The organism is Micromonospora chersina, from assembly GCF_900091475.1.
Classification (GTDB): Bacteria; Actinomycetota; Actinomycetes; order Mycobacteriales; family Micromonosporaceae; genus Micromonospora; species Micromonospora chersina.
The window spans coordinates 5,929,567-5,950,619 of record NZ_FMIB01000002.1 but is presented as its reverse complement, the minus strand read 5'-3'; the positions used below and the strand labels follow the sequence as shown (position 1 = coordinate 5,950,619).

Sequence of the window (21,053 nt, the reverse complement as noted above, 5' to 3'; positions counted from 1 at the left end):
CGGCTACAGCCCCGACTCGTTGGTCCGGACCATGATCCGCCGGCACTCCTCGCAGCGGACCACGTCGTCCGGATCGGCCTTGCGGATGCGTGCCAGATCGGCGCCGGAGAGCTCCAGCCGGCAGCCACCGCACCGGCCGCCGGTGAGCAGCGCCGCGCCGAGCCCGGTGTCCGTCCGGATCTTCTCGTAGAGGGCGACCAGGTCGGCCGGGAGGTCGCCGGCGAGCGGCTGGCGGGAGCCGCGCTTGAACTCCTCCTCCTTGGCGATCTCGGCGAGGCTGTCGTCGCGGCGCTGCTCGGCCGCGGCGCGCCGGTCCCGGGCCTCGGCGATCCGCCGCTCGACGCCGTCGAGCACGCCCTGTGCGGTCTCCCGCTGCTCCATGAGCTCCAGCTCGGCGTCCTCCAGGTCGCTCTGCCGGCGGTTCAGCGAGGCCAGCTCGTGCTGGAGCGCCTCCAGCTCGCGGGCCGGGCCGCTGCCCGCGGCCAGCCGGGCCTCGTCCTTGCTCTTGCGGGCCCGGACCTGCTCGACGTCCTTCTCCATCCGGGCGATGTCCCGGTCCAGGTCGTCCACGGCCACCTGGGCGCGGACCCGCTCGTCCTCAAGGGCGGAGAGCTCACGCGCCAGGGCCTCCAGCTCGGCCAGCTCCGGCAGCGTCCGGCGGCGGTGGGCGAGCTGGGCGAGCGCGGTGTCGATCGCCTGCAGGTCGAGCAGGCGGCGCTGCACCTTCGGGTCAGCCTTCACGGTCGGGGCTCCTTGTCGTCCGGTCGGGGCGCGGCGGCGTGCACGGTCCACGGGTCGGTGTCCAGGTCGGACACCACGGTCTCGACGCCCAGCTCGTCCCGCAGCCGGGCGGCCAGGTCGTCCAGCCAGGGTCGCTCGGTCGCCCAGTGGGCGGCGTCCAGCAGGGCCGGCCCGCCGGCGGCGAGGTGCTCGCCGGCGGGGTGGTGGCGCAGGTCGGCGGTGAGGAACGCGTCCACCCCGGCCGCGGTCGCCTCGGCGAGGAAGCTGTCCCCCGAGCCACCGCTGACGGCGAGGGTACGAACCATACGCCCGGGATCCCCGGCGGCGCGAACTCCCCAGGCGGTGACGGGGAGCACGGCGGCGGCGTGCCGGGTCAGCTCGGCAAGCGTCAGCGGGGCGGGCAGCTCGCCGATCCGGCCGATGCCCCGGCCGGGGCCGTCGGCGGGCGAGCCGGGGCGGGGCGGGTGCAGCGGGCGCAGCCCGGTCAGCCCGAACCGGGCGGCCAGGGCGTCGGACACCCCGGGGTCGGCCACGTCGGCGTTGGTGTGCGCCACGTACAGGGCCACGTCCGCCTTGATCAACCGGTGCACGATCCGGCCCTTGTACGTGGTGGCGGCCACCGACGAGACCCCGCGCAGCAGCAGCGGGTGGTGGGCGACGATCATGTCGGCCCCGGCGGCGAGCGCCTCCTCGACCGTCTCCGGGACCACGTCGACCGCGCAGGCGACCCGCCGGACCGGGTTCGCGGGCTCACCGAGCACCAGGCCGACCCGGTCCCACTCCTCGGCCCAGGCCGGCGGGTAGCGGCGGTCCAGCGCGGCCACCACGTCGGCGACGGTGGGCGGCGATCCGGTTGTGCTCACGGCCGGCCAGCTTACCGGCGTCGGGGCGCCGCTCGGGCCGGCTGGCCCGGACCGGGCCGGGCTGGCGGGACCGGACCGGGCCGGCGGGGGCGGTTCCCGCCGGGCCGGTCCGGAGGCGGTCAGCCGACCGGGGCGACCGGCCGCGGCACGCCGCGCAGGGCGGCCAGGCCGGCTCCCCACGGGAAGGCGTCCAGGTGCCGCTCGCCGGTGCCGGGCGGGTGCAGCGGCACGACGTGGTCGCCGAAGACCACCCGGACCCCCCACTCGCGCAGCCGGGCCAGGCTGGCCCGGAACGCCGGGTGCGCGGCCATCGCCACGTTGGTGTACGGCACGGCGGCGATCGGCACGCCCAGCCCCTGTCCCTCGACGAGCAGGCCGAGGGCGAGGGTGTCGGCGATGCCGACCGCCCACTTGTTGACGGTGTTGACCGTCGCCGGGCAGACCAGCATGGCGTCCGCCGGCGGCAGCACGTCCGGGTCGCCCGGGTTCTTGTAGTGGGTGCGGACCGGGTGACCGGTCTGCCGGGCCAGGGCCGTCCGGTCGACGAACTTCGCGCCGTCCGGCGTGGTGACCACGCAGACCTGCCAGCCCTCCTGCTGGGCGAGGTCGACCAGCCGGCCGACGTGACGGGCCAGCGGCGAACCGCAGGCGATGACGTAGAGCACCCGACGGTGCCCGTTGCTGGTGTGCGGACCGCTCATCCGATCGGCCGCGCGCTCATACTCCGACTCCCATGTGCTCAGCCAACTCCGCGATCGGCGAAGGCGGCGCACCCCGTGTGCGACGGAGCACGTCCGACATCACCTCGTGGGCGATGGGCCGGCAACGGATCTCGGAGGGCGCGAGCCGGTCGCCGCGGAGCAGCATGTCCCCGGCGTTCGCGACGTCGCCGATCTGGGCGAAGCCACGGGCGATGTCCAGCAGGTGGTGCGCGCGCCGCTCGGGCAGCAGCGCGTTGAACGCCGGCTCGGCGAGGCGGTGGTGGGTCTCCACGGCCCGGCCGCCGTCGCCCAGTTCGACGGCCGCGGCGGCCCGGTGCAGCTCCAGGTTGGTCGGGCCGAACGAGGTCCAGTAGTGGTTGTGGTCCCCGCCGAGCAGGGTGGCCGCCTCGGCGGCCCCGGTCAGCAGGTCGTCCACGGTCGCCGAGTCGCCGATCCGGGCGGCGGCCATCGCGCCCTGGAGCAGCAGCATGCCGTAGACGGAGAGGCGTTCCGGCCGGACGTCGTTCTCGCCGCCGGGGGCGAGCCGGTTGGCGATCCGCACGTTGAGTTCGAGCGCGGGGCGGGGGCGGCCCATCGCGACGAGGGCGTTGCAGACCCGGGTGGTGGCGATGCCGGCGAGCAGGGGGTCGTCGGCCCGCTGGGCGACCGCCATCGAGCGGTCGGCGGCCAGCCAGGCCAGGTCGCACTCGCCGAGCTTGCGCAGCACCGAGGAGGCGATCTGGTAGACCTGCCCGAGCAGGTGGGCGGCCTCCCGGGCCTGGTCGCCGCCGTAGCCGGCGTCGGCGGCCTGGGCGTCGCGCAGCAGCTTGGGCAGGGCGCGGGTGAGCATGCCGTAGCGGCCGTACTGGTAGGTGAGCCAGGCGTGGTTGACCGCCTTGCGCATGTCGGTCAGCGGCGGGGGGTAGGGCGCCGCGTCGAAGTACGCGCTCATCGAGTCGTAGCGCTCCAGCGCCGCCCGGATCTCCTCGACCTCGACCTGGTCGATGCAGTTGAGGGCGTCGGTACGCCGCTCCGGGTCCTTGCCGAGGAGCAGTTGCACGTCGACCTGGAGGATGTCGGCGATCTCGTAGACGACGGAGAATTTGTCCAGCCGCCGGACACCACGCTCCACCTTGTCCACCCAGCTCTTGGACTTGCCGAGCCGGTCGGCGAAGACCTGTTGGGACATCTTGCGCCGGCTCCGCCAGTACGCCACCCGCCGGCCTATGGGTAGCTCGTCCATCTCGCCATCCCTCCCCCTGCCCGCGTCCGGCTGATCCCCCCGGTCGACCAATCGCGACGGTCCTTCGGTTTTCAGGTTTTCGCTGGTCGCACACTCTGTACGTCGGCCGTACGGCCAGTTCTCGTAGTTTTCGTGCAAGTTGCATCAGCCGTTCGTCAGCTCAACGAGTGTGGGTTACGGCAGTGACGGCCTTCGAGATGTGGCGTGTGGACAGTCCGGGTGGGGCGAGAAGGGGTGGCACACATGTGGGGGAATGTCGGACCGCGCGTGGCTCACCTGTCGCCGCTGGAACGGGTCCGGCTGCGCCGGGTCGCCGTCCGGTACGCCGCGCACGGCTGGGAGGTGACCCCCGGCGCGTGCCTGGCCAACAGCCGCTTCGTCTGCGGCCGGGCCGGCTGCCCCACTGTCGGCTGCCATCCCGCCCTGGAGAACTGGGAGCACGCGGCGAGCGCCGACCCGGCCCGGGTGGCCACCTGGTGGCGCAGCCGCCCGCACGGGGTGCTGCTGCCCACCGGGCGCGCGTTCGACGTGCTGGAGGTCGCGGCGGACCTGGGCCGGCACGTGCTGGACACGGTCGCCACCCATCCGGCCGGCGCCGGCGTACGCGGTCCGGTGCTGGTCACCCCCACCGGCCGCTGGATGTTCCTGGTCCGCCCCGGCGACCCGCTGCGGCCGGAGCTGGAGCACTGCTTCCACGTGGTCCGGCACGGTCCCGGCTCGTGGATCCCGGCCCCGCCGACCCGGCTGCCCGAGGGGACGGTGCGCTGGGCGGTCGCCCCCGAGCAGGCGCGCTGGCGGCTGCCCGACTCGTACCTGGTGCAGAACGCGCTGATCGCGGCGTTACGGGCGGCCGGGATCACGCTCGCCGCCGATCTGCTCCCCGGCCAGCTCCCCCTCCCCCGGCGCGGCTGCTGACCGACGGCTCCCGGACAGCGACCTGACCGGCGTCGCACTCGTTGTGCCTGGTGAGGGCGCACGCGCGCCAGAGCGGGGGTTGACGATGTCCGAGGACGACGCGGCCCGCCACAGCGGCGGTACCGAGCCACCGCGGCACCGGCGCCGCCCGTACCGCTGGGTGTTCACCCGCCCGTGGGGCACCCGGCCCCGCGGCTCGCGCCCCCGGGGCTCCCGCCCCGCCACCACCCACCGTCCGCTCCGCTGACCCCCGTCGCCCCGGCTCAGGTCGTCACCGGCAGGGCCCGGGAGCGCAGGAGGCGGGCGTCCTCCGTCACGACCGCGTGGCGCCAGGGCGCGGGGAGGCCGTCCAGCCAGGCGATGCCGGGCTCGCCCATGGCGACGGCGGCCGTGGCGTACGCGTCGGCGACCCCGAGGTCGGGGCCCACCACGGTGACCGAGCGCAGGCCGACGGCCGGGGCGCCCCGGCGCGGGTCGACGACGTGGTGGCCGCGCTCGTACACCCCGGAGGTGGCGACCGCCAGGTCGGTGCCGGTCAGCACCAGGCAGGTGGCGGCCGGGTCCCAGGGGTGCCGGACGCCGATCCGCCACGGGTCGCCGGTGGCCGTGTGACCGCGTACCCGGACGTCGCCGCCGGCGTTCACGCAGTGGTTCGGGGCGCCGGCCGCGACGAGCCGGTCCGAGGCGACCTGCGCCGCCCAGCCCTTGACGTAGCCGGACGGGTCCAGCCGCCCGGTGGCGTACGCGTCGAAGAATCCGTCGGTCCCGGTCCACAGGTCGGCGCAGCGCTCCAGCACCGCCCGCACGTCGGCCGACGCCTCGGCGAGCCGCAGCTCGCCCCGGTCCAGGCGGCACACCTCGCTGTCCGCCCGGTAGGTGCTGAACCGGGCGTCCACCTCGCGCAGCCAGGCGAAGGTCCGCTCGGCCAGCTCGTGCAGGGTGGCGGCGGGCAGGTCGTCGGCCAGGTCGAGGCTGATGGCCGTACCCATGATCTGCTCGACCCGGCGCAGGCCGGGACGGCGAGCGGCCGCCGGCTTCATGCCTTGTCGATCGCGGCCTGGAGCGACTGCTTGTAGGCCGTGCTGGTGTAGGTGGCACCGGAGACGGCGCTCAGGTTGGCGCTCTGCTTGGCGACCACCTCGCCCGAGCTGCCGCTGTAACGGGCCTGCACGTCGTCGCTGCGCAGCCCGGACTGCCCGTCCAGCGGCATGCCGAGGCCGGTGGCGTCGACGATCCGGCTCCCGCTCAGCGTGATCCGCACCTGGAGCGAGCCGTACTTGTAGGTGACCACCGGCCCGGTGACCGTCCGGGTGGTGACCTTCGGCGCGCTCGTGGTGGTCCGCGGCGCGGCGGTGGTGGCCCTGGTGGTGGCGCTGCTGGTCCGGGCGCCGGGGGTGCGGCTGGCGCCGGCCCTGACGCTCGGCTTCACCGTCGCGCCGGGCCGGGCGGAGGGGGTGACGCCGCCGGGCGTCGACTCGGGGGCCGCCGAGCCGCCCGGGACGGCGGGGGCCTCGGCGACCGGCCGGTCCTGGGCGGCCTGGCTCGTGCCGGGGGTGCCCTTGAGCACCACCAGCGCGGTGGTGCTGGCGGCCAGGCCGGTGATCGCGAGGAGCGCGCGACGCATGGACGGGGCCTCTCTACAGCTCGAAGGTCGCGAGGTGGATCTGCCGGCGCGGCACCCCGGCCCGGCGCAGCACCCGGACCGCCTCGTCGACCAGGCCGCCCGGGCCGCACAGGTAGACGTCGCGGCGGGTCAGGTCGGGCACCAGCCGGCGCAGCCCCTCCGGGCTCATCACCTGCCGCGGGCCGGGGTCGTCGCGGGAGCCGATCACGTACCAGACCGAGGTGCGCCGGGCCTGGGCCAGCCAGTCCAGCTCGTTGTGCAGCAGCACGTCGGCGGGGGTGCGGGCGCGGTAGATCAGGGCCGCGCCGGGCGGCAACTCCTCCAGCATGGCCCGCAGCGGGGCGATGCCGCTGCCGCCGGCGATCAGCAGGGCCCGCTCGCGGGTCCGGTGCGCCGCCGTGAAGGTCCCGGAGGGCCCCTCCGCCCAGACCCGGGTGCCCGGGTGGAGATCACGCAGCTCGGCGGTGTGCCCGCCGACGACCTTCACGGTGAGCCGCAGCCAGCGACCGTTGCCCGCCGCGGAGAGCGAGAACGGGTGCGACTGCCACCAGCAGCCGGGGTTGAGGAAGCGCCAGCGGAAGTACTGGCCGCCGAGCAGGTCGATCTGGTTGAGCCGGTGCCCGGTCAGGTAGATCGAGATGGTGTCCGGGCTCTCCGCGACCACGTCGGCGACGCGCAGCCGGTGCCGCAGGTTGAAGCGCAGCGGGGCGATGAGCCGGCCCCACACCAGCGCGGCCACCACCAGCAGGTACGCGGCGATCCAGCCGGTGCGCACCGGGCCGGGCTCGTAGAGCTGGGCGCCGTTGCTGAACTGGTGCCCGTAGCCGAGCAGCAGGGCGAGGTAGCTGGTCAGGTGCAGGTGGTGCCAGAGCTCGTAGGGCAGCCGGCGGCGGACGCCCCGGACCGCGGTGACGCCGACCGCCACCATGATGCCGGCGGCCACGAAGGCGGAGACCATGTCCTCGTAGTGGGTCAGCAGGGAGCCGACCTGGCCGAGGATCGAGTTCTTCTCCATCCGGGCGTAGCCGACCACCAGCAGCGCCAGGTGGGCGAGGACCGCCACCAGCAGGGTGGCGCCGACGTCCCGGTGCGCCCGGGAGATCCGCTCGCCGCCCAGCCAGCGTTCCAGCACGCCGAGCCGGCTCATCATGAGCACCTGGACGAGCAGCAGGTAGCCGGCGACCAGGCCGGTGATCCGGCCGGCCGCGGTGAGCACGTCCGTGGTGTCGGCCAGCGAGCCGGGCGGGGTGGCCAGCCACCAGGGCAGCACAGCGGCGACCAGGCCGAGCCAGAAGGCCCCGTTCAGCGCCCGCCGCCCGCCGGGCCCCCGGCGCGGCCGGCCCGGGGGTACGGGGGCAGCCGGACGGCCGCCGTACGGGGCGGAAGGCCCGGTACGGCGGCCGGCGGCGTAGGTGTCCTGATATGTCACGCGTACAGCTTCATGGGGGCGTATTTCTGCCGGGGGAAGACCTTGTCCACCTGCGCGGTCGTCAGTCCGAACCGACCCTGCGCGACCGACCCGTAGACGTTGAACATGTTGTTGTACTCGGGTACGTCTCCGCTGTCCAGATCGTTCAACCCGTTCCACGTGCCGAGGAGCGAGCCGGCGAGCTTGCGGCCGGACAGGATGGTGACCACCCCGCCGTGCCCGTGGTCGGTGCCGCCCTGGTTCGAGGCGACCCGCCGGCCGAACTCGCTGGACACCATGACCGTCACGTCGGCGGCCCGGTCGCCGAGGTCGGTGAAGAACGCCGCCATCGCGTTGGCCAGCTCGTTGAGCCGCCGCCAGAGCTGGCCGCCCTCGCGGGTGCCCTGGTTCTCGTGGGTGTCGTAGCCGCCCATGCCGACGGTCGCCACCCGGACGTTCGCGCCGCCCTTGATGAGCTGGGCGAGCTGCTGGAAGGCGTAGCCGACGCCCTCGTACTTCACCCCGGCGGCGGCCGCGTACGGCTTCGCGGCGAGCTTCTGCGCGGTGGCCAGCGCGCCCATCCCCTCGATCACCGCCTCCTCCACCGGGTGGTTGATCCCGGTGAAGAGGCCGCGGATCGCCTTCTCGGTCGCGGCGCGGTACCGGTCGTCGCCGTTGAGCCGCAGCTCACCGACGTTGTTGAGGGAGATGGCGCCGTTCACGCCGACCAGCGAGCGGGGCAGCGTGCTGCCGATGCCGACGCTGCGGAACGCGGTGCCCTTGCCGAGGGTGTCCACCAGGCTGTCCAGCCAGCCCCGGCCGCCGGTCTCGCCGGGCAGGCCACCCAGGTTGCAGGCGTCGGCGGCCTGGAAGTGGCTGCGGGACAGCCGCGGGTCGGAGACCGCCGGCACGAAGCCGAGCTGGCCGGCCTTGAGCCACTGCTCCAGCGGGGCGAACGCGCTGGTCAGCTTGAAGCCGCGGCCGAGGGCCAGCGAGTCGTTGCCGAGCAGCAGGTCGGGGCGCGTCCTGCTGAGCACCGGGTCGTCGGCCGGGGCGACCAGGCTCAGCCCGTCCAGCCCGCCGTAGAGGAAGACGTGAATCAGGGTGCCGGTCTTCGTCGCCGCGAACGACGCCGAGGTGGTGACGAACTGGGCGGTGGCCAGGGCGGTCGCGGTGGCCGCGGCGCCGGCGACGAACGTACGCCGGGTGACGCCCCGGCCGTCCTGCTGGGCCTCCTCCAGCTCCTCCAGCCGGCGGTAGCGGTCCGCCTCGGCGGCGTTCTCCGCCGCGACGATGTCCGCCTCCGCGCGCAGCAGCGCCTCGGTCGGGTTGTCGGCCAGCCGCCGCAGGTCGGGGCATTCGGGGTGCAGGGGGTACGGGTTCACGGTCATCTCCATCGAATGCCTCACCGGAGGTGGTGCTGGGGGGACGCGAGGATCGTCCGCGCGACGGCGGCGATGGCCCCGTTGAAGGTGGCGTCGACCTTGGCGCCGGCCGGCACCCCGGCCACGCCGAGCACGAGGGCCTTCTCCTTGGCGCTCAGCTTCTGGTGCACCAGCCGCTGGGCCAGCGCGTCCACGTACGCCCCGGCGGTCGCCGGCGGCTTCGCCACCAGCTTCTCCGGCTTGACGTAGGTGAACTGCTTGCGCCAGCCGCCGATGAGGTCGCCGGCCTCGTTCCAGCCGTCGACCATGGTGCCGGCGGAGGTCCAGGCCACGTAGACGTCGGCGTAGCCGTCCGGGGTGGGCTTGCCCATCGGGAACTGGCCCAGCTCGCGCATCTTGTCCTGCACCTGCCGCAGCCCCTGGGCGAACGGGGTGCGCCGCTTGTCGCCGTCGAAGCCCGGGGACGCCTCCGGCCCCACGCCCAGCGACCGGTACGTGGCGACCAGGTACTCCATCGGCCGGCGGACCTTCTGGCCCACCGCGGCCCAGAACTCCGAGGAGCTGAACAGGGTGGCCAGCACCGGCCGGATCTGCCCCCGGTTCGTGGTGTACGCCTTGGCCAACCGGTCCACGAGGGACTTCGGCGGGGTGTCGGAGACGAACCGGGTGGCCAGGTTCCGGGCCACGTAGCCGGCCGTCGACGCGTGCAGCGCGATGTACCGGATGTAGTCGTCGATCACCTTGTCGGCGGCCTTCGGGTCGGCCGAGTTGTTGGCGTGGCTGAACCCGAGGATCTTCACCTTGCCGAGGTAGTGCCGGTCGGCGTGGAAGACGTACTTCCCGTCGGCCACGCCCCGGCCGGTCTGGAGCAGGGCGGCCTGGCGGACGTCCTTCTCGGTGTAGCCGCCGTCCACGCCGACCGAGTAGAGCTCCAGGTTCTCCCGGGCCAGGTTCTCGTTGACCGCGTCCTTGCGGGACTCGGTCTGGTTCAGGTAGATCAGCAGCGCCGGGTGCTTGTTGGCGGCCACCAGCATCTCCGGGTAGCTGCCCAGCGCGTGCTTGCGGACGACGTCCCGGTCGAACGAGTTGCGGTAGATCTCGCCGCCGTCGAAGTCGGCGGCGACGTGCAGGAAGTCGTTCCAGAAGTCGACCATCACCTCGAAGAGCTGGCGGTCCGACCAGATCTGCCGGGCGATGGTGGCGTCGACGGTCTCCCGCGCCGGGTCGACGCCCCGCTCGTTGAGCTGGTCCCGCTGGTCGCGCAGCTGCGTCGGGCTCAGCTTCAGCGAGGGCAGCTCGGCCAGCTTCAGCTCCGCCTTCGTCGGGGCGATCTTCTCCGGTTCGAGTTGCTGGCGCAGCCAGTCGTCGATGCCGAGCCGCTTGATGTCGGCGAGCACCTTGGGCGTCGGGCCGAAGGTGGCCCGGCTGGCCAGGTGGCGGATCGGGTCCTTCGCGAGCACCGTCTTGACGGTCACCTGGGTGGCCGCCGCGGCGGCCGCCGGGCTGGCGAAGATCCGGCCACCGGACGGGGCGTTGCGCTTGAGCGCCGCGCCGGCCCGTGAGCCCATGTAGCTCTCGTTCTGCTCGGTGTAGGTGCGCACCGTACTGGGCTGCTGGCCGCTCGGGCGGGCCGAGGTGCCGTCCGTGACCACCGTGCCGGTGGCGTCGCCGGCGACCGGGTCGTCGGAGAACAGGCCACGGACCTGCGGGGAGAGGCCGAGGGCGGCGCCGCCGGCGACCACGGCGGCGCCGCCGAGCGCGACGAGGGCCCGGCGCCGGCCGCGGCGCGGCTCCTCGTCGTCGTCCAGGTTGGGCAGTCCGGGGCCGGGCGGCGGGGCGTACCCGCCGGACGGCTGGGGGTGGCCGCCGCCGGCGAACCCGTGGGGTCCGACCCACTGGGGACCGGACGCCGGGGCCGCCGGGGTGGCGTGGCCGCCGGGTCCGGCGTACGGCATGGCGTTGTCGCGGTACCCGTCCGGATGGGGGTGCGGGAATCCGTCCCAGCCGCGGTCGTCCCGGGGTCGACGCGGTGGCACGTTCAGGTCGGCCATGTAGCTGTCCCGTTTTCTTCGAGCGCCGGCTCGCCTGCCGCCCAGGGGGTGGGCGGAGGGGCGGCGACGGTTGCCGGAGGAGTTGCTACGGGAAAGTAGCCACGCGTTCCCGGGCGCTCAAGGCACGCCGACGGCGCCCCGGAGGGCACTTAAGACGGTGCTCAGGCCGGCTCCGCGGCGGCCGGTGGGACCGGCCCGGACCGGCGGTGCCCGGAGCAGGGGCAACCCGGGCGGTGACCGCCCGGACGTAACGTTTTTCGCCGTCACGGCGCTGTTCGCGGCGTTCAACCGCTCAGGGAAACTTAAGGCACGGATAAGCCCGTGCTGAGGTCTCCGACCGGTGCGTCCAGCCCCGTCCGGCTCGGCCGAAACCAGCAGCAGGAGCGGCGCGTGACCCGCCCCCGTTGCGGGTATGCCGCCGAACCGCTGAAGCCGTGAGGGGAAGGCACCGCCATGCTCAGCAAAGAGGATCAGCGCAGGTTCGAACAGATCACCCGCCAGCTGCGGGAGAGCGACCCGCAGTTCTTCGCCCGGCTCGACCACCGGGCCCGGGCCCGCCGAGGCCGGTACCTGATGCTGCTGACGATCGTGCTGTGGGCCTCGCTGCCGGCGATGACCGTGCTGGCCGGGCGGCTGGCCGGCGCGATCTGCGCCGTGGTGCTGCTCGCCAACGCCGGCCTCATGTGGCGGTTCCGCCGCCGCTGGCTATGACCGTGCCGGCGGCGCCGGTCAGCGCGCGTCGTCCGCGTCCGTCGCTTCGCGACCGAACTGCCGGTACGCCCGGCGGAGCCGCTCGACGAGGCCCGGGCCGCCGATCGCGGCACCGGGTGGGCCGAGCTGGCGCAGCAGCAGTTCCGACCCGGTGGCCAGGGTGGGCGGCCGGTCCGGCAGCGCCACCGGGGACAGCCAGAACCGGTCGACCTCGTCGTCCGGTGGGACCGCCGGCAGGCCACCCAGGACCCGACCCGCACCGGCCACGGGCCGCGCGTTCGGGCCGGGCGCGCCGCCCGCGTCCGCAGGGACGGCCGGTCCGTCCGGGGCCGCCGCCGGGCCGCCCGGTGAGGCGGCGCCGCGCAGCGTACGCAGCCGGTCGAGCAGCTCGCCCCGGGCGCGCCCGCGCCAGTGCAGGAGCTGGAACGGGTCCGCGTCGAACGCCTCGGCGAGCAGGTAGAAGGTGGCCGCCAGGTGCTTGCACGGCACCGCGAAATCGGGGCAGCCGCAGTGCTGGGCCAGCTCGCCGACCGCGCCCGGGAACAGCGGCGCCCCGGCCGCGGCGAACAACTCCTCCAGCTCGGCCGGCAGGTCGCCGGCGAGCAGCCGGGCGCTGAAGAACGCCTGCCCGGCCAGCTCCGCCTCGATCCGCTCCCACACCTCGTCCGGGTGGGCGGCCAGCCCGATCCGCACCGGGTACGGGTCCGGCCGGGAGCCCTGCACGCTGGCGGTGACCAGCCCGGGCGCGACGTCGAGCCGGAGCACCTGGCCGCGGCGCGCGTACGCCCGGCCCCGGGTGAGCCGGGTGCCGAGCGCGAAGGACTCCAGCACCTCCAGGAACCGCCGCGACCACCAGGAACTGCCGATGGCGCCCCGGGTGCTGCGCGCCTTCAGCCCGCCCTCGACCCGCCGGGGCGGCCCGAACTCGGCGAACCGCGACCCTCCGTCCGGTGTGGTCACTCCACCACCGCCCCGGCCTCCAGGGCGAACAGCTCGCGCAGGGTGTCGGTGGAGAGTTCGGTGACCCACTGCTCGCCGCTGCCCACCACCCGCTGGGCGAGGCTGCGCTTGTCGGCGATCATCGCGGCCACCTTCTCCTCGACCGTGCCGGCGCAGACGAACTTGCGTACCTGCACGCGGCGGCGCTGGCCGATGCGGAACGCCCGGTCGGTGGCCTGGTCCTCGACGGCCGGGTTCCACCAGCGGTCCACGTGCACCACGTGGTTCGCCGCGGTCAGGGTGAGCCCGGTGCCACCGGCCTTGAGCGAGAGCACGAACAGCGGCGGGCCCTCCGGGGACTGGAAGCGGGTCACCATGGCGTCCCGTTCGGCCTTGCCCACCCCGCCGTGCAGGAGCAGCACCTCCCGGCCGGTACGCGCCGACAGGTGGCCGCGCAGCATCCCGCCGAACTCGGCGTACTGGGTGAAGAGCAGCGCCTTCTCCCCCGCCGCGAGCACCTCTTCGACGATCTCCTCCAGGCGTTCCAGCTTGCCGGAGCGGCCGGGCAGGGCGGAGCCGTCGTGCAGCAGTTGGGCCGGGTGGTTGCAGACCTGCTTGAGCCGGGTCATGGTGGCCAGCACCAGCCCGCGGCGCTCGATGCCGTCGCTGGACTCGATCTTCGCCATCATGTCGTCCACCACCGCCCGGTAGAGGGCCGCCTGCTCGGCCGTGAGGTTGCAGAGCACCTCCATCTCCAGCTTCTCCGGCAGGTCGGTGATGATCGACGGGTCGGTCTTGAGCCGGCGCAGCACGAACGGGCCGGTGATCCGGCGCAGCCGCTCGGCCACCTCCGCGTCGCCGTGCCGCTCGATCGGCTCGGCGAACTTCTTCCTGAACGTGGCGGCCGGCCCGAGCAGGCCCGGATTCGCGAACTGCATGATGGACCAGAGGTCGGCGAGCCGGTTCTCCACCGGGGTGCCGGTGACCGCGACCCGGTGCCGCGCGGGCAGGGACCGCACGGCCTCGGCCTGCCGGGTGGAGGCGTTCTTGATCGCCTGCGCCTCGTCCACCACCACCCGGTGCCAGTCGACCCCGGCCAGCTCGTACGCGTCCCGCGCCGCCACCGAGTAGGTGGTCAGCACCAGGTCCGCGGCGTGCACGGCGGCGCCGAACGCCTCGCCCCGGGCCCGTTCGGCGCCGTGGTGCACGTGGACCCGTAGCTGGGGAGCGAACTTCGCCGCCTCCCGCTGCCAGTTGCCGACCAGCGACATCGGACAGACCAGCAGCGTCGGCCCGGCCGCCGGCGGGTCACCGGCGAGCAGCGCGAGCAGTTGCACCGTCTTGCCGAGCCCCATGTCGTCGGCGAGGATCCCGCCCAGCCCGAGGGACTGGAGGAACGCCAGCCAGGCCAGCCCGCGCCGCTGGTACGGCCGCAGCGTGCCGGCGAACCCCGACGGCGGGTCGGCCGGGGTGAGCCGCCGCTCCGCCTCCCCGGCCAGCAGCTCGCCCAGCGCGCCGTCGGCGGCCACCTCCAGCACGGGCAGCTCACCGGCCCGGTCGGCACCGGCCAGCCCCATCCGCAGCAGGTCCGCCACGGTCAGCTCGCCCGAGGAGCGGAGCAGCCGCAGCCCCGCTTCCAGCCGCTGCGGGTCCAGCTCGACCCACCGGCCGCGCAGCCGGACCAGCGGCGACTTCAGGTCGGCCAGCGAGGCCAGCTCCTCAGCGGTCAGCGGCTGGTCGCCGAGGGCCACCTCCCACCGGTAGTCGACAAGGGCGTCCAGCCCGAGCCCGCCGGCCGCGACGGCCACCGTGCCGGGCGCGGTCCGGCTGCGCGCCCGCAGCCGCGCGCCGAGCCGGGAGGAGGAGCGCCGCCACCAGGAGGGCAGCAGCACCCCGAAGCCCGCCGCGTGCAGCACCGGCGCCCCCTCGCGGAGGAACCGGTGCGCGCCGTCGGCGTCCAGGTCCATCCCCTCCGGTGCGGCGGTGCGCAGCGCGGCGTCCAGCTCGGGCCAGAGCCGGCTGGCCCGGCCCAGCTCGGCCAGCAGGGTCTCCTGCGGGTCGACACCACGCGCGGCGAGCGCCGGCGCGGGCCGCTGCCAGATGTGCGCCGCGTCGACCACCAGCCCCGGCTCGTCGGTCGGGTGCAGGCCGAACTCGACCCGCCAGGCGCCACCCTCGACCAGCTCGGCCACCGGATCGGCGGCCGGCTCGACAAGCCGGAACGCGGCCCGCACCGGGCCGCCCGCGGCGTCACGCTGCCAGGCGTCCAGCTCGGCCCGGAGCAGGTCCAGGGCGGCCGGCTCGGCGGCGAAGACCCGCTCCGGGCCGGTGAGCGCGGCCAGCCAGCCGGGCACCGGGCCACCCGGGCGCATGCCCCGGGGCAGCCGGCTGTCGCCGAGAGCGGCCCGCGCGGCGGCGTCGACAAGCGCGTCCAACGCCTCTGCCACCAGCTCCCCCGCTCCGACGCCGTCCGCGACGGCACCGGGCCGGAACGCCGACCCCGTCGCCCACTGGAGCCCCGACTCGACAGGCCCCGACCCCACGACTGCCGCGCCTCCTGGCCTGGGCACGGGCGGCCCGTCCGGCGCGGACGCGGATGAGGCGCCCGGCGCCAATGAGGGCAGGCGGTCCGCCGCTGTGGGTGCATCTGTTGTCGCCCGGGCGACAACAGATGCACCCGAATCCGGGCTGACGGGGTGCCACTCGCGGGCGGCGCGGGCCGCCGGGGGCAGGGCGAGCGCCAGCGAGCGGGTCCACGCCGCGTCCGTGCCGGTGAGCAGGGGACGCCACACGGCCGCCGCGGTCACCACGTCCGAGTCGTCGACCGCCCGCAGACGCCGTCGGCCCTCGTCCGGAGGGATGTCCGGATCCGCGCTGAGCCGGACGGCTTCGCCCGGGCCAGCTTCCGCGGCCGGTCCGGATCCGGCGGAGAGCAGGGCCGTCTCGGGATCGGAGACACCGGGCAGGACGCGGCCGCGGGTGACCAGGTCGGCGGCGAAGTCGGCCAGCTCGGCCAGGTGACGCAGGCTCGCCCCGGCCACCGACTCCGCCGGCTCCAGCGGCCGGAGCAGGGCGAACGCGGCGTCCGGGGCGTACACCAGGGCGGGGACCCGCCAGCCGGCGCGGGTGACCGGGCCGCGGACCGGGTCCCCGACGGCGGTGCGGACCAGCTCGGGTGAGTCGATCGGTGAGCCGGCCCGGGTGGGCAGGTCGAGCAGCACGGAGGCGGGCGTGCCCGGCGGGCCGCCGAGCGCGGCGGCCAGGGCGGCGTGGTCGGCGGCGAAGGGGTGCGGGCGCTCGCGGGGGGCGCGGCCGGGCCGGCGGGGCGCGCGGGCCGGGAGCCTGCTGTCCTCGGCCCAGAGGGCGAGGCCACGGCCGGGCAGCCACAACCCGTGGATGACCAGCACGCACTCCCCCTCGACGACGCCCGGGGCCAGGATAGGCGGCCGGCGCGGTCTAGTGTCGGCGCCATGGTCGATCTGCTCGTGATCGGCGGGTTGGGCGTGGACATCCGCGCCCAGGTGCCCGCCCTGCCCCTGCCGGCCGCCGACTCGCTGGCCGTGCCCCCGATCGAGTTGCGGATCGGCAACACCGGGGCCGGGGTGGCCCTCGCCGCGCACGCGCTCGGCCTGCGGGTGGTGCTTGTCGACGTGCTCGGCGCCGACCCGGCCGGCGACGTGGTCCGGGCGGCGCTGGCCCGCACCTCGGTACGCGCCGTGCTGGCCGACGCGCCGGCCGGCACCCGCCGCTCGGTGAACATGGTCGACCCGGCCGGCCGGCGCATGTCGCTCTACGACCCGCGTCCCTGGTCCGGCCCGGCGCCGTTCGCCGAGGCCGAGCTGGCCGGGCTGGTACGCGAGGCACGGCACGTACACGTCTCGATCATGGATTGGGCCCGCGACGCGCTGCCGGCGCTGCGGGCCGCGCTCGGCGACGGGGTGTCCCTCTCCACGGACCTGCACGACTGGGACGGCGACAACGACTACCACCGGCCCTTCGCCGACGCGGCCGACCTGGTCTTCGTGAGCGACGTCCGGCTGGGCGACCGGGCCGGGAAGCTGGCGGCCGGGCTGGCACCGCGGACGGTGCTGGTGACCGGCGGGGCGGCCGGCGCCACCCTGCACGGCCCGGACACCCCGCCCGTGCACGTGCCGGCGACCACCCCGCCGTCGGCCGTGGTCGACACCAACGGCGCGGGCGACGCGTTCGCCGCCGGCCTGATCGCCGGCCGGCTGCGCGGCGCCACCCCGCTCGACGCGGCCCGGTACGCCGCCCGGGTGGCCGCGGCCGCCTGCACGCACGACGGCATGGAGTATCCGGCCGGCCTGCTGCCCCGGGACTGAGGCCGGTCAGATCGCCCCGGTCTCGCCGTCGGTCAGCTCGCGCAGGATGTCGGCGTGCCCGGCGTGCCGGGCGGTCTCCTCGACGAGGTGCACCAGCACCCAGCGCAGCGACACCTCGCCGAGCTGCGGGTGCGGCACCACGTGGTCGAGGTCGAACCGGGCCGCGACGGCCCGGGAGCGGTCGCACGCGGCCCGGTAGGCCGCGGCCAGCCCGTCGAGGGTCTCGCCCGGGTCGAGGGTGAAGCTGGCCTCGGCGTCGGCCTCGCTGGTGAGGTAGACGTCGCCCGGCCCGGGGGCGAACAGGCAGGGCAGCCAGTTCCGCTCGACCAGGGCCAGGTGTTTGAGCAGCCCGGCGAGGGTGGTGCGGGAGGGCACCAGGCGGCGGGTCGCCTCGGCGTCGGAGAGGCGGCTCGCCTTGCGCAGCACGGTGGCCCGGTGGAAGTCGAGGAACGATTCGAGGATGGCCCGTTCGTCGCCCGTGCGGGCGAGGACCGGGCCGAGCGTGGGGTCGATCGCCGGTTCCGCCATCCCCGGACCCTAGTCGCCCGGCCCGCCGGCCCGCTGCCCCTCATCCCGCTGCGGGCCGACGATCGGCGCGGCAGGATGGGCGCATGGCATCCACGATGCAGATCCCTCTGATCGGCGGCACGGCCGACGGCGAGACCGTCACCGTCGAGCTGGACAGCAACGGCCGCCCGCCGCTCACCCACCACCACATCGGGCCGGAGGGGCTGGCGCACGCGCAGATCTACGAGCTGCAGTCCGACGACGAGCACGCGCGCGAGTGGGTGTACACGTTCCGGGGTCCGGCGGCCTGACGCCGCTCAGGCGGTGGCAGCGGTCAGCGTCCGCGACCGGATGCTCTCCAGCACCCCGCGGGTGACCTGGGAGGTGCCGCGGGCCTGCTCGCACACGGCGGCCACGCGGCGGGCGGTCTCGTCGGCGCGCTGGTCGCGCTCGTCCCACAACCGGTCCACCTCGGCCAGCAGCGGGCCCTCGACCTCACGCTCCACGCCGCGCAGCGCCGGCACCCCGAGCCGCTGGGCCAGGTCGAAGACCTTTCCGGCGTACGGCAGGGGCAGGAACGGGGTGCCCATCATGGCCGCGAAGATGAGGAAGTGCAGGCGCATGCCGACCGCGAGGTCGAAGTGCTTCATGAGGCCGAGCACCTGCCGGGGCGAGTAGTCGTTGTGCAGGATCCGCCCGCGTTCGGCGGCGATCATGTGCGACATCACGCCGTGGGAGTGCCGGATGTCGTCGCGCTCCATGGGCACGAAGAGCACGTACGCGTCGATCCGGTGCACGAGGAAGTCGCTGATCTGGGCGAGCAGCCGGTGGTAGCCGTCGACGTCGAGGCGCTCGGCGGCCCGGCCCGGTTCGCGGACGCTCAGCCCGACCAGCTGCTTGCCGGCCGGCACGCCCTCCTCGCGCAGCCAGCTCTCCGGGAAGTCCTCGGGGGTGAGCAGGAACGCCGGGTCCGCGGTGACGGTGATCGGGTTCATCAGCCCGGCCTCCTCCAGCACCATCCGCGACTCCTGGTCGCGCACGGTCACCTCGGTGGCCTGGCCCAGGGTCTCCCGCACCATCCCGGTGTCCACCCCTTCGCTGAGCGGGCCGACCCCGACCGCGTACGTGAGCAGCGGCAGCCCGCGCTCCTGCGCGACCCGGACGACCCGCAGGTAGCGCCGGGCCTCCTTGTCGTAGAGGATCCCGCCGCCGCCCAGGACGAGCAGGTCGAGCTGGGCCAGGACCGCCGACGAGTCGACCCGGCTGACCCCCTCCCAGGGCACCGCCTCCACGTCCGGGTGGGCCAGCGCGGTGTGCGCCGGGTTCCGGGAGAAGACGATGATCCGGGCGTTCGGCTCCTGGTGGCGCAGGTCGGCCAGGAGGCCGGTGAGGATCGCCTCGTCGCCGAGGTTCCGACCGCCGTACGAGCCGAGCACACCGATGGTCAGTCCGGCGCCATCCGTCATCGTCGCTCCTCCCCAGGTGCGTCCCGGTCGGCGTTCCCCACGGGCCGGGGTACATGCCTGAGACGGCCCCTGCCGAAAACGGACAGCCGGGCGGGAAGCTCTCCGCTAGCGTGTGTGCCCGCGCGGCGGAGGGTTCGCGGCGGGAACAGGAGTGCGAGATGGCGAGGCTCTCAGCCCCGAGGCTGCGCCAGGCGCGCCTCTGGTTGCTGGTGGTGGGGGTCCGCAGTCGATGGCAGCTGCGGCTCGCGCTGGCCCGGCACCGGTGGACCTGGTACGCGGCCGTGGTCAGTTTCCTCCTGGGCCTGCTGGGGCTGGCGTCGACTCCGCTCGGATCGGTGCCGGCGTTCCTGGCCGGGGTGGTCGGGGTGCTGCTGTCCGTGATCCTGCTGGCACCGGAGTGGGTGGCCCTGCGCCGGGGTCGCGTGGCGCTCGTGCGGAACCGGGCAGCGACCACACCGCCGGTGGTCGCCCCGGCCGGCCTGGTCCGGCTTCCCACCGACCCGAGCGAGGTGGCGTGGTGCCGGCCCGACGTGGACGAGGCCCTGCGCGACGCGGACGCGGGCTATCTGTGGTCGGCCGACCGCCACGTGCTGCCGAAGCGCGTAACGGCCCACGCCGCAGCGATCCTGGCCGCTCGGGTCCGCCGCGGCACGATGTTCAACGGGCGGTTGGTGCGGCAGGACGACGAGTTGACGCCGGAACTGCTCCGTGCCGGGGAGATCCGGTTGAGCGACACCGACTACTACTCCCTGATCTGCTCCAACTACCTCTTCGGGTGGCGGGTGGTGGATCGCCGGACCGGTGCGGTCCACCTGGACGGCAGCCGCCTGCCCTACGCCGAGGACGGGCGCCTGTTGACGCTCTCCGACAGCAGGCTGGCGAACGCGATCGGCGTCTCCACGCTCGCGATGACCACTGACCGGAAGCTCGTGCTGTGCTGGCAGCAGCCGAAGGCCGCGGTGAGCGGCGGAGGACTCGCCGCTCCGGCAGGCTCGGGCTCCGTGGATCTGACCGATCTGCGCGACCGACCGCCGGGGGAATCCTTCGTCGACTTCCTGACCGCCGCCATGCGCCGGGAGCTGATGGAGGAGAGCCACCTCGCCCCGCACCAGCTCGGGCGGACGTGGATGCTGGGTTACTTCCGGTGGCTCAACCGGGGCGCCAAGCCGGAGTACCTGGGCCTGACCATGCTCACCGTCTCCTCGGACGATCTCCACGACACGGACGTGCGGCTGGTGGAGACGCCGTACGTGCAGCGCCTGACCGTCGACTGCCGGCTGGACCTGGAACAGCTCCGCCGTGACCCGGACTCGCTGGACTGCCTGCCCGAGGACATTGCGGCGGCTGCTTCCATGCCGCTCTACATGGGAGTGCGGGCCCTCGGTGCGGCGCTCCGCCGGGACCCCGTGCTGGACCGGCACCTGCGTGGACCGTCCGGGTCGCAGGCCGTCGAATCCGTCCACGACGCCGGGTAGCTCCGACGCGTCGCTCCTGGACCGGCCCGGTCCGCCGGACGCGGGTCAGGTCATGCGCCCGGCCTCGCCGACCAGACGGGCGACCAGGGCGGACACCACCTGGTCGGCGTCGAACCCGGCGTCGATCGAGGTGGTGAGCAGGTCGAGCAGGAGGCCGTCGACCGCGTAGTGCAGCAGGGCGATCTCGAAGGCGCCGCCGGGCAGCCCGGCGGCGACGTGGAAGGCGACGTCGTCGGCGTACCCCCGGCGCAGCACGTCGCCGAGCGCGGCCCGCAGTTCGGGGCGCCGGGAGGCCTCCAGCCGCAGCTCGAACAGGGCGCGGGTGAGGTCGGGCTCGCGGGTGGTGCGCTCGACGATGTAGCGCAGGTAGTCGGTGACCAGCGTGAGGGAGGGTTCCCGCCCGCCGAGTTCGGCCAGCACGGCCGGGTCGGGCGCCATCCGGTCGAAGATCCGTTCGGCCAGCCCGGCGAGGAGCGCCGCCCGGGACGGGAAGTAGTTGGAGGCGGTGCCGGTGGGCACGCCGGCCTCGGCGTCCACCGCCCGGTGGGTCAGGCCGCGCGCGCCGGCGGCGGCGAGCACCCGCAGCCCGGCGTCGGCGAGCAGGGTACGGCGTTCCGGATTTCTGGCCACGCGAACACCCTAGCAAGAACTACGACAGGTGTTGTACATTCTCCTCGCACC

The 21,053-nt window shown here is 74.8% G+C and carries 19 protein-coding genes; 5 read left to right on the top strand and 14 right to left on the bottom strand.

All coding sequences use genetic code 11. The features are described from left to right. Positions 1-3 precede the first annotated feature (3 nt). From GA0070603_RS27785 to GA0070603_RS27770, 4 genes are all read right to left on the bottom strand, one after another. The gene (locus GA0070603_RS27785) at positions 4-741 is read right to left on the bottom strand and encodes a zinc ribbon domain-containing protein (RefSeq protein WP_091319847.1); all 738 of its coding nucleotides are present in this window, start codon (positions 739-741) and stop codon (positions 4-6) included. Further along, entirely contained in the window at positions 738-1,568 is an 831-nt protein-coding gene (locus tag GA0070603_RS27780) for a Nif3-like dinuclear metal center hexameric protein (RefSeq protein ID WP_208863088.1), read from the bottom strand. The genes GA0070603_RS27785 and GA0070603_RS27780 overlap by 4 nt, the downstream gene beginning before the upstream one ends. Before the next feature lie 155 nt (positions 1,569-1,723). Further along, positions 1,724-2,305: a flavoprotein gene (locus GA0070603_RS27775; protein ID WP_091319840.1), complete on the bottom strand. Its 582-nt coding sequence runs from the start codon at positions 2,303-2,305 to the stop codon at positions 1,724-1,726. A gap of 16 nt (positions 2,306-2,321) precedes the next feature. Next, positions 2,322-3,548, bottom strand: coding sequence for a helix-turn-helix domain-containing protein (locus GA0070603_RS27770; protein ID WP_091319837.1), 1,227 nt, complete (start codon positions 3,546-3,548; stop codon positions 2,322-2,324). Between the two features lie 243 nt (positions 3,549-3,791). On the opposite strand from GA0070603_RS27770, the gene GA0070603_RS27765 reads away from it, so the two are divergent. Further along, positions 3,792-4,463, top strand: a complete 672-nt coding sequence (locus tag GA0070603_RS27765) for a bifunctional DNA primase/polymerase (RefSeq protein ID WP_091319834.1) — start codon at positions 3,792-3,794, stop codon at positions 4,461-4,463. A gap of 263 nt (positions 4,464-4,726) precedes the next feature. On the opposite strand, the gene GA0070603_RS27760 is transcribed toward GA0070603_RS27765, so the two are convergent. The 5 genes from GA0070603_RS27760 to GA0070603_RS27740 are packed head-to-tail and all read right to left on the bottom strand — an operon-like array spanning position 4,727 to position 10,931. Beyond that, entirely contained in the window at positions 4,727-5,452 is a 726-nt protein-coding gene (locus tag GA0070603_RS27760; RefSeq protein WP_091322360.1) for an FAD:protein FMN transferase, read from the bottom strand. A gap of 47 nt (positions 5,453-5,499) precedes the next feature. Continuing rightward, a complete protein-coding gene (locus GA0070603_RS27755) occupies positions 5,500-6,087 on the bottom strand; it encodes an FMN-binding protein (RefSeq protein ID WP_091319831.1) in 588 nt (195 codons plus the stop codon). 13 nt (positions 6,088-6,100) lie between these two features. Then, the gene (locus GA0070603_RS27750) at positions 6,101-7,516 is read right to left on the bottom strand and encodes a ferredoxin reductase family protein (RefSeq protein ID WP_091319828.1); all 1,416 of its coding nucleotides are present in this window, start codon (positions 7,514-7,516) and stop codon (positions 6,101-6,103) included. After that, positions 7,513-8,886: a DUF1501 domain-containing protein gene (locus tag GA0070603_RS27745; RefSeq protein WP_244282759.1), complete on the bottom strand. Its 1,374-nt coding sequence runs from the start codon at positions 8,884-8,886 to the stop codon at positions 7,513-7,515. Before GA0070603_RS27745 ends, GA0070603_RS27750 begins: the two co-directional genes overlap by 4 nt. 14 nt (positions 8,887-8,900) lie before the next feature. Continuing rightward, on the bottom strand, positions 8,901-10,931 hold the full coding sequence (locus GA0070603_RS27740) for a DUF1800 domain-containing protein (RefSeq protein WP_091319823.1): 2,031 nt from the start codon (positions 10,929-10,931) through the stop codon (positions 8,901-8,903). A 453-nt stretch (positions 10,932-11,384) separates the two neighbouring features. On the opposite strand from GA0070603_RS27740, the gene GA0070603_RS27735 reads away from it, so the two are divergent. Beyond that, entirely contained in the window at positions 11,385-11,642 is a 258-nt protein-coding gene (locus GA0070603_RS27735) for a DUF3040 domain-containing protein (RefSeq protein ID WP_089013185.1), read from the top strand. A gap of 18 nt (positions 11,643-11,660) precedes the next feature. Here the strand turns inward: GA0070603_RS27735 and GA0070603_RS27730 are convergent, their stop codons facing one another. After that, entirely contained in the window at positions 11,661-12,602 is a 942-nt protein-coding gene (locus GA0070603_RS27730) for an SWIM zinc finger family protein (protein WP_091319820.1), read from the bottom strand. Next, a complete protein-coding gene (locus GA0070603_RS27725) occupies positions 12,599-15,988 on the bottom strand; it encodes a DEAD/DEAH box helicase (RefSeq protein ID WP_091319816.1) in 3,390 nt (1,129 codons plus the stop codon). Before GA0070603_RS27725 ends, GA0070603_RS27730 begins: the two co-directional genes overlap by 4 nt. A gap of 63 nt (positions 15,989-16,051) precedes the next feature. Between GA0070603_RS27725 and GA0070603_RS27720 the strand changes: the two genes are divergently transcribed. Continuing rightward, a complete protein-coding gene (locus GA0070603_RS27720; protein WP_091319813.1) occupies positions 16,052-16,924 on the top strand; it encodes a carbohydrate kinase family protein in 873 nt (290 codons plus the stop codon). A 6-nt stretch (positions 16,925-16,930) separates the two neighbouring features. On the opposite strand, the gene GA0070603_RS27715 is transcribed toward GA0070603_RS27720, so the two are convergent. Then, positions 16,931-17,452, bottom strand: a complete 522-nt coding sequence (locus GA0070603_RS27715) for a DinB family protein (RefSeq protein WP_091319809.1) — start codon at positions 17,450-17,452, stop codon at positions 16,931-16,933. Between the two features lie 83 nt (positions 17,453-17,535). Between GA0070603_RS27715 and GA0070603_RS27710 the strand changes: the two genes are divergently transcribed. Then, complete coding sequence (locus GA0070603_RS27710; protein WP_091319807.1) at positions 17,536-17,742, top strand: DUF8847 domain-containing protein; 207 nt, start codon at positions 17,536-17,538, stop codon at positions 17,740-17,742. A 6-nt stretch (positions 17,743-17,748) separates the two neighbouring features. Here GA0070603_RS27710 and GA0070603_RS27705 read toward each other — a convergent pair whose 3' ends face one another. Then, positions 17,749-18,897 carry a polysaccharide pyruvyl transferase family protein gene (locus tag GA0070603_RS27705; RefSeq protein WP_091319804.1) on the bottom strand — a complete coding sequence of 383 codons (1,149 nt, stop codon included), beginning with the start codon at positions 18,895-18,897 and terminating at the stop codon, positions 17,749-17,751. Positions 18,898-19,055: 158 nt separating this feature from the next. On the opposite strand from GA0070603_RS27705, the gene GA0070603_RS27700 reads away from it, so the two are divergent. Next, the gene (locus GA0070603_RS27700) at positions 19,056-20,372 is read left to right on the top strand and encodes a hypothetical protein (RefSeq protein ID WP_139131942.1); all 1,317 of its coding nucleotides are present in this window, start codon (positions 19,056-19,058) and stop codon (positions 20,370-20,372) included. Positions 20,373-20,417: 45 nt separating this feature from the next. On the opposite strand, the gene GA0070603_RS27695 is transcribed toward GA0070603_RS27700, so the two are convergent. Then, positions 20,418-21,002, bottom strand: coding sequence for a TetR/AcrR family transcriptional regulator (locus tag GA0070603_RS27695; RefSeq protein ID WP_091319796.1), 585 nt, complete (start codon positions 21,000-21,002; stop codon positions 20,418-20,420). Positions 21,003-21,053: the final 51 nt, after the last annotated feature.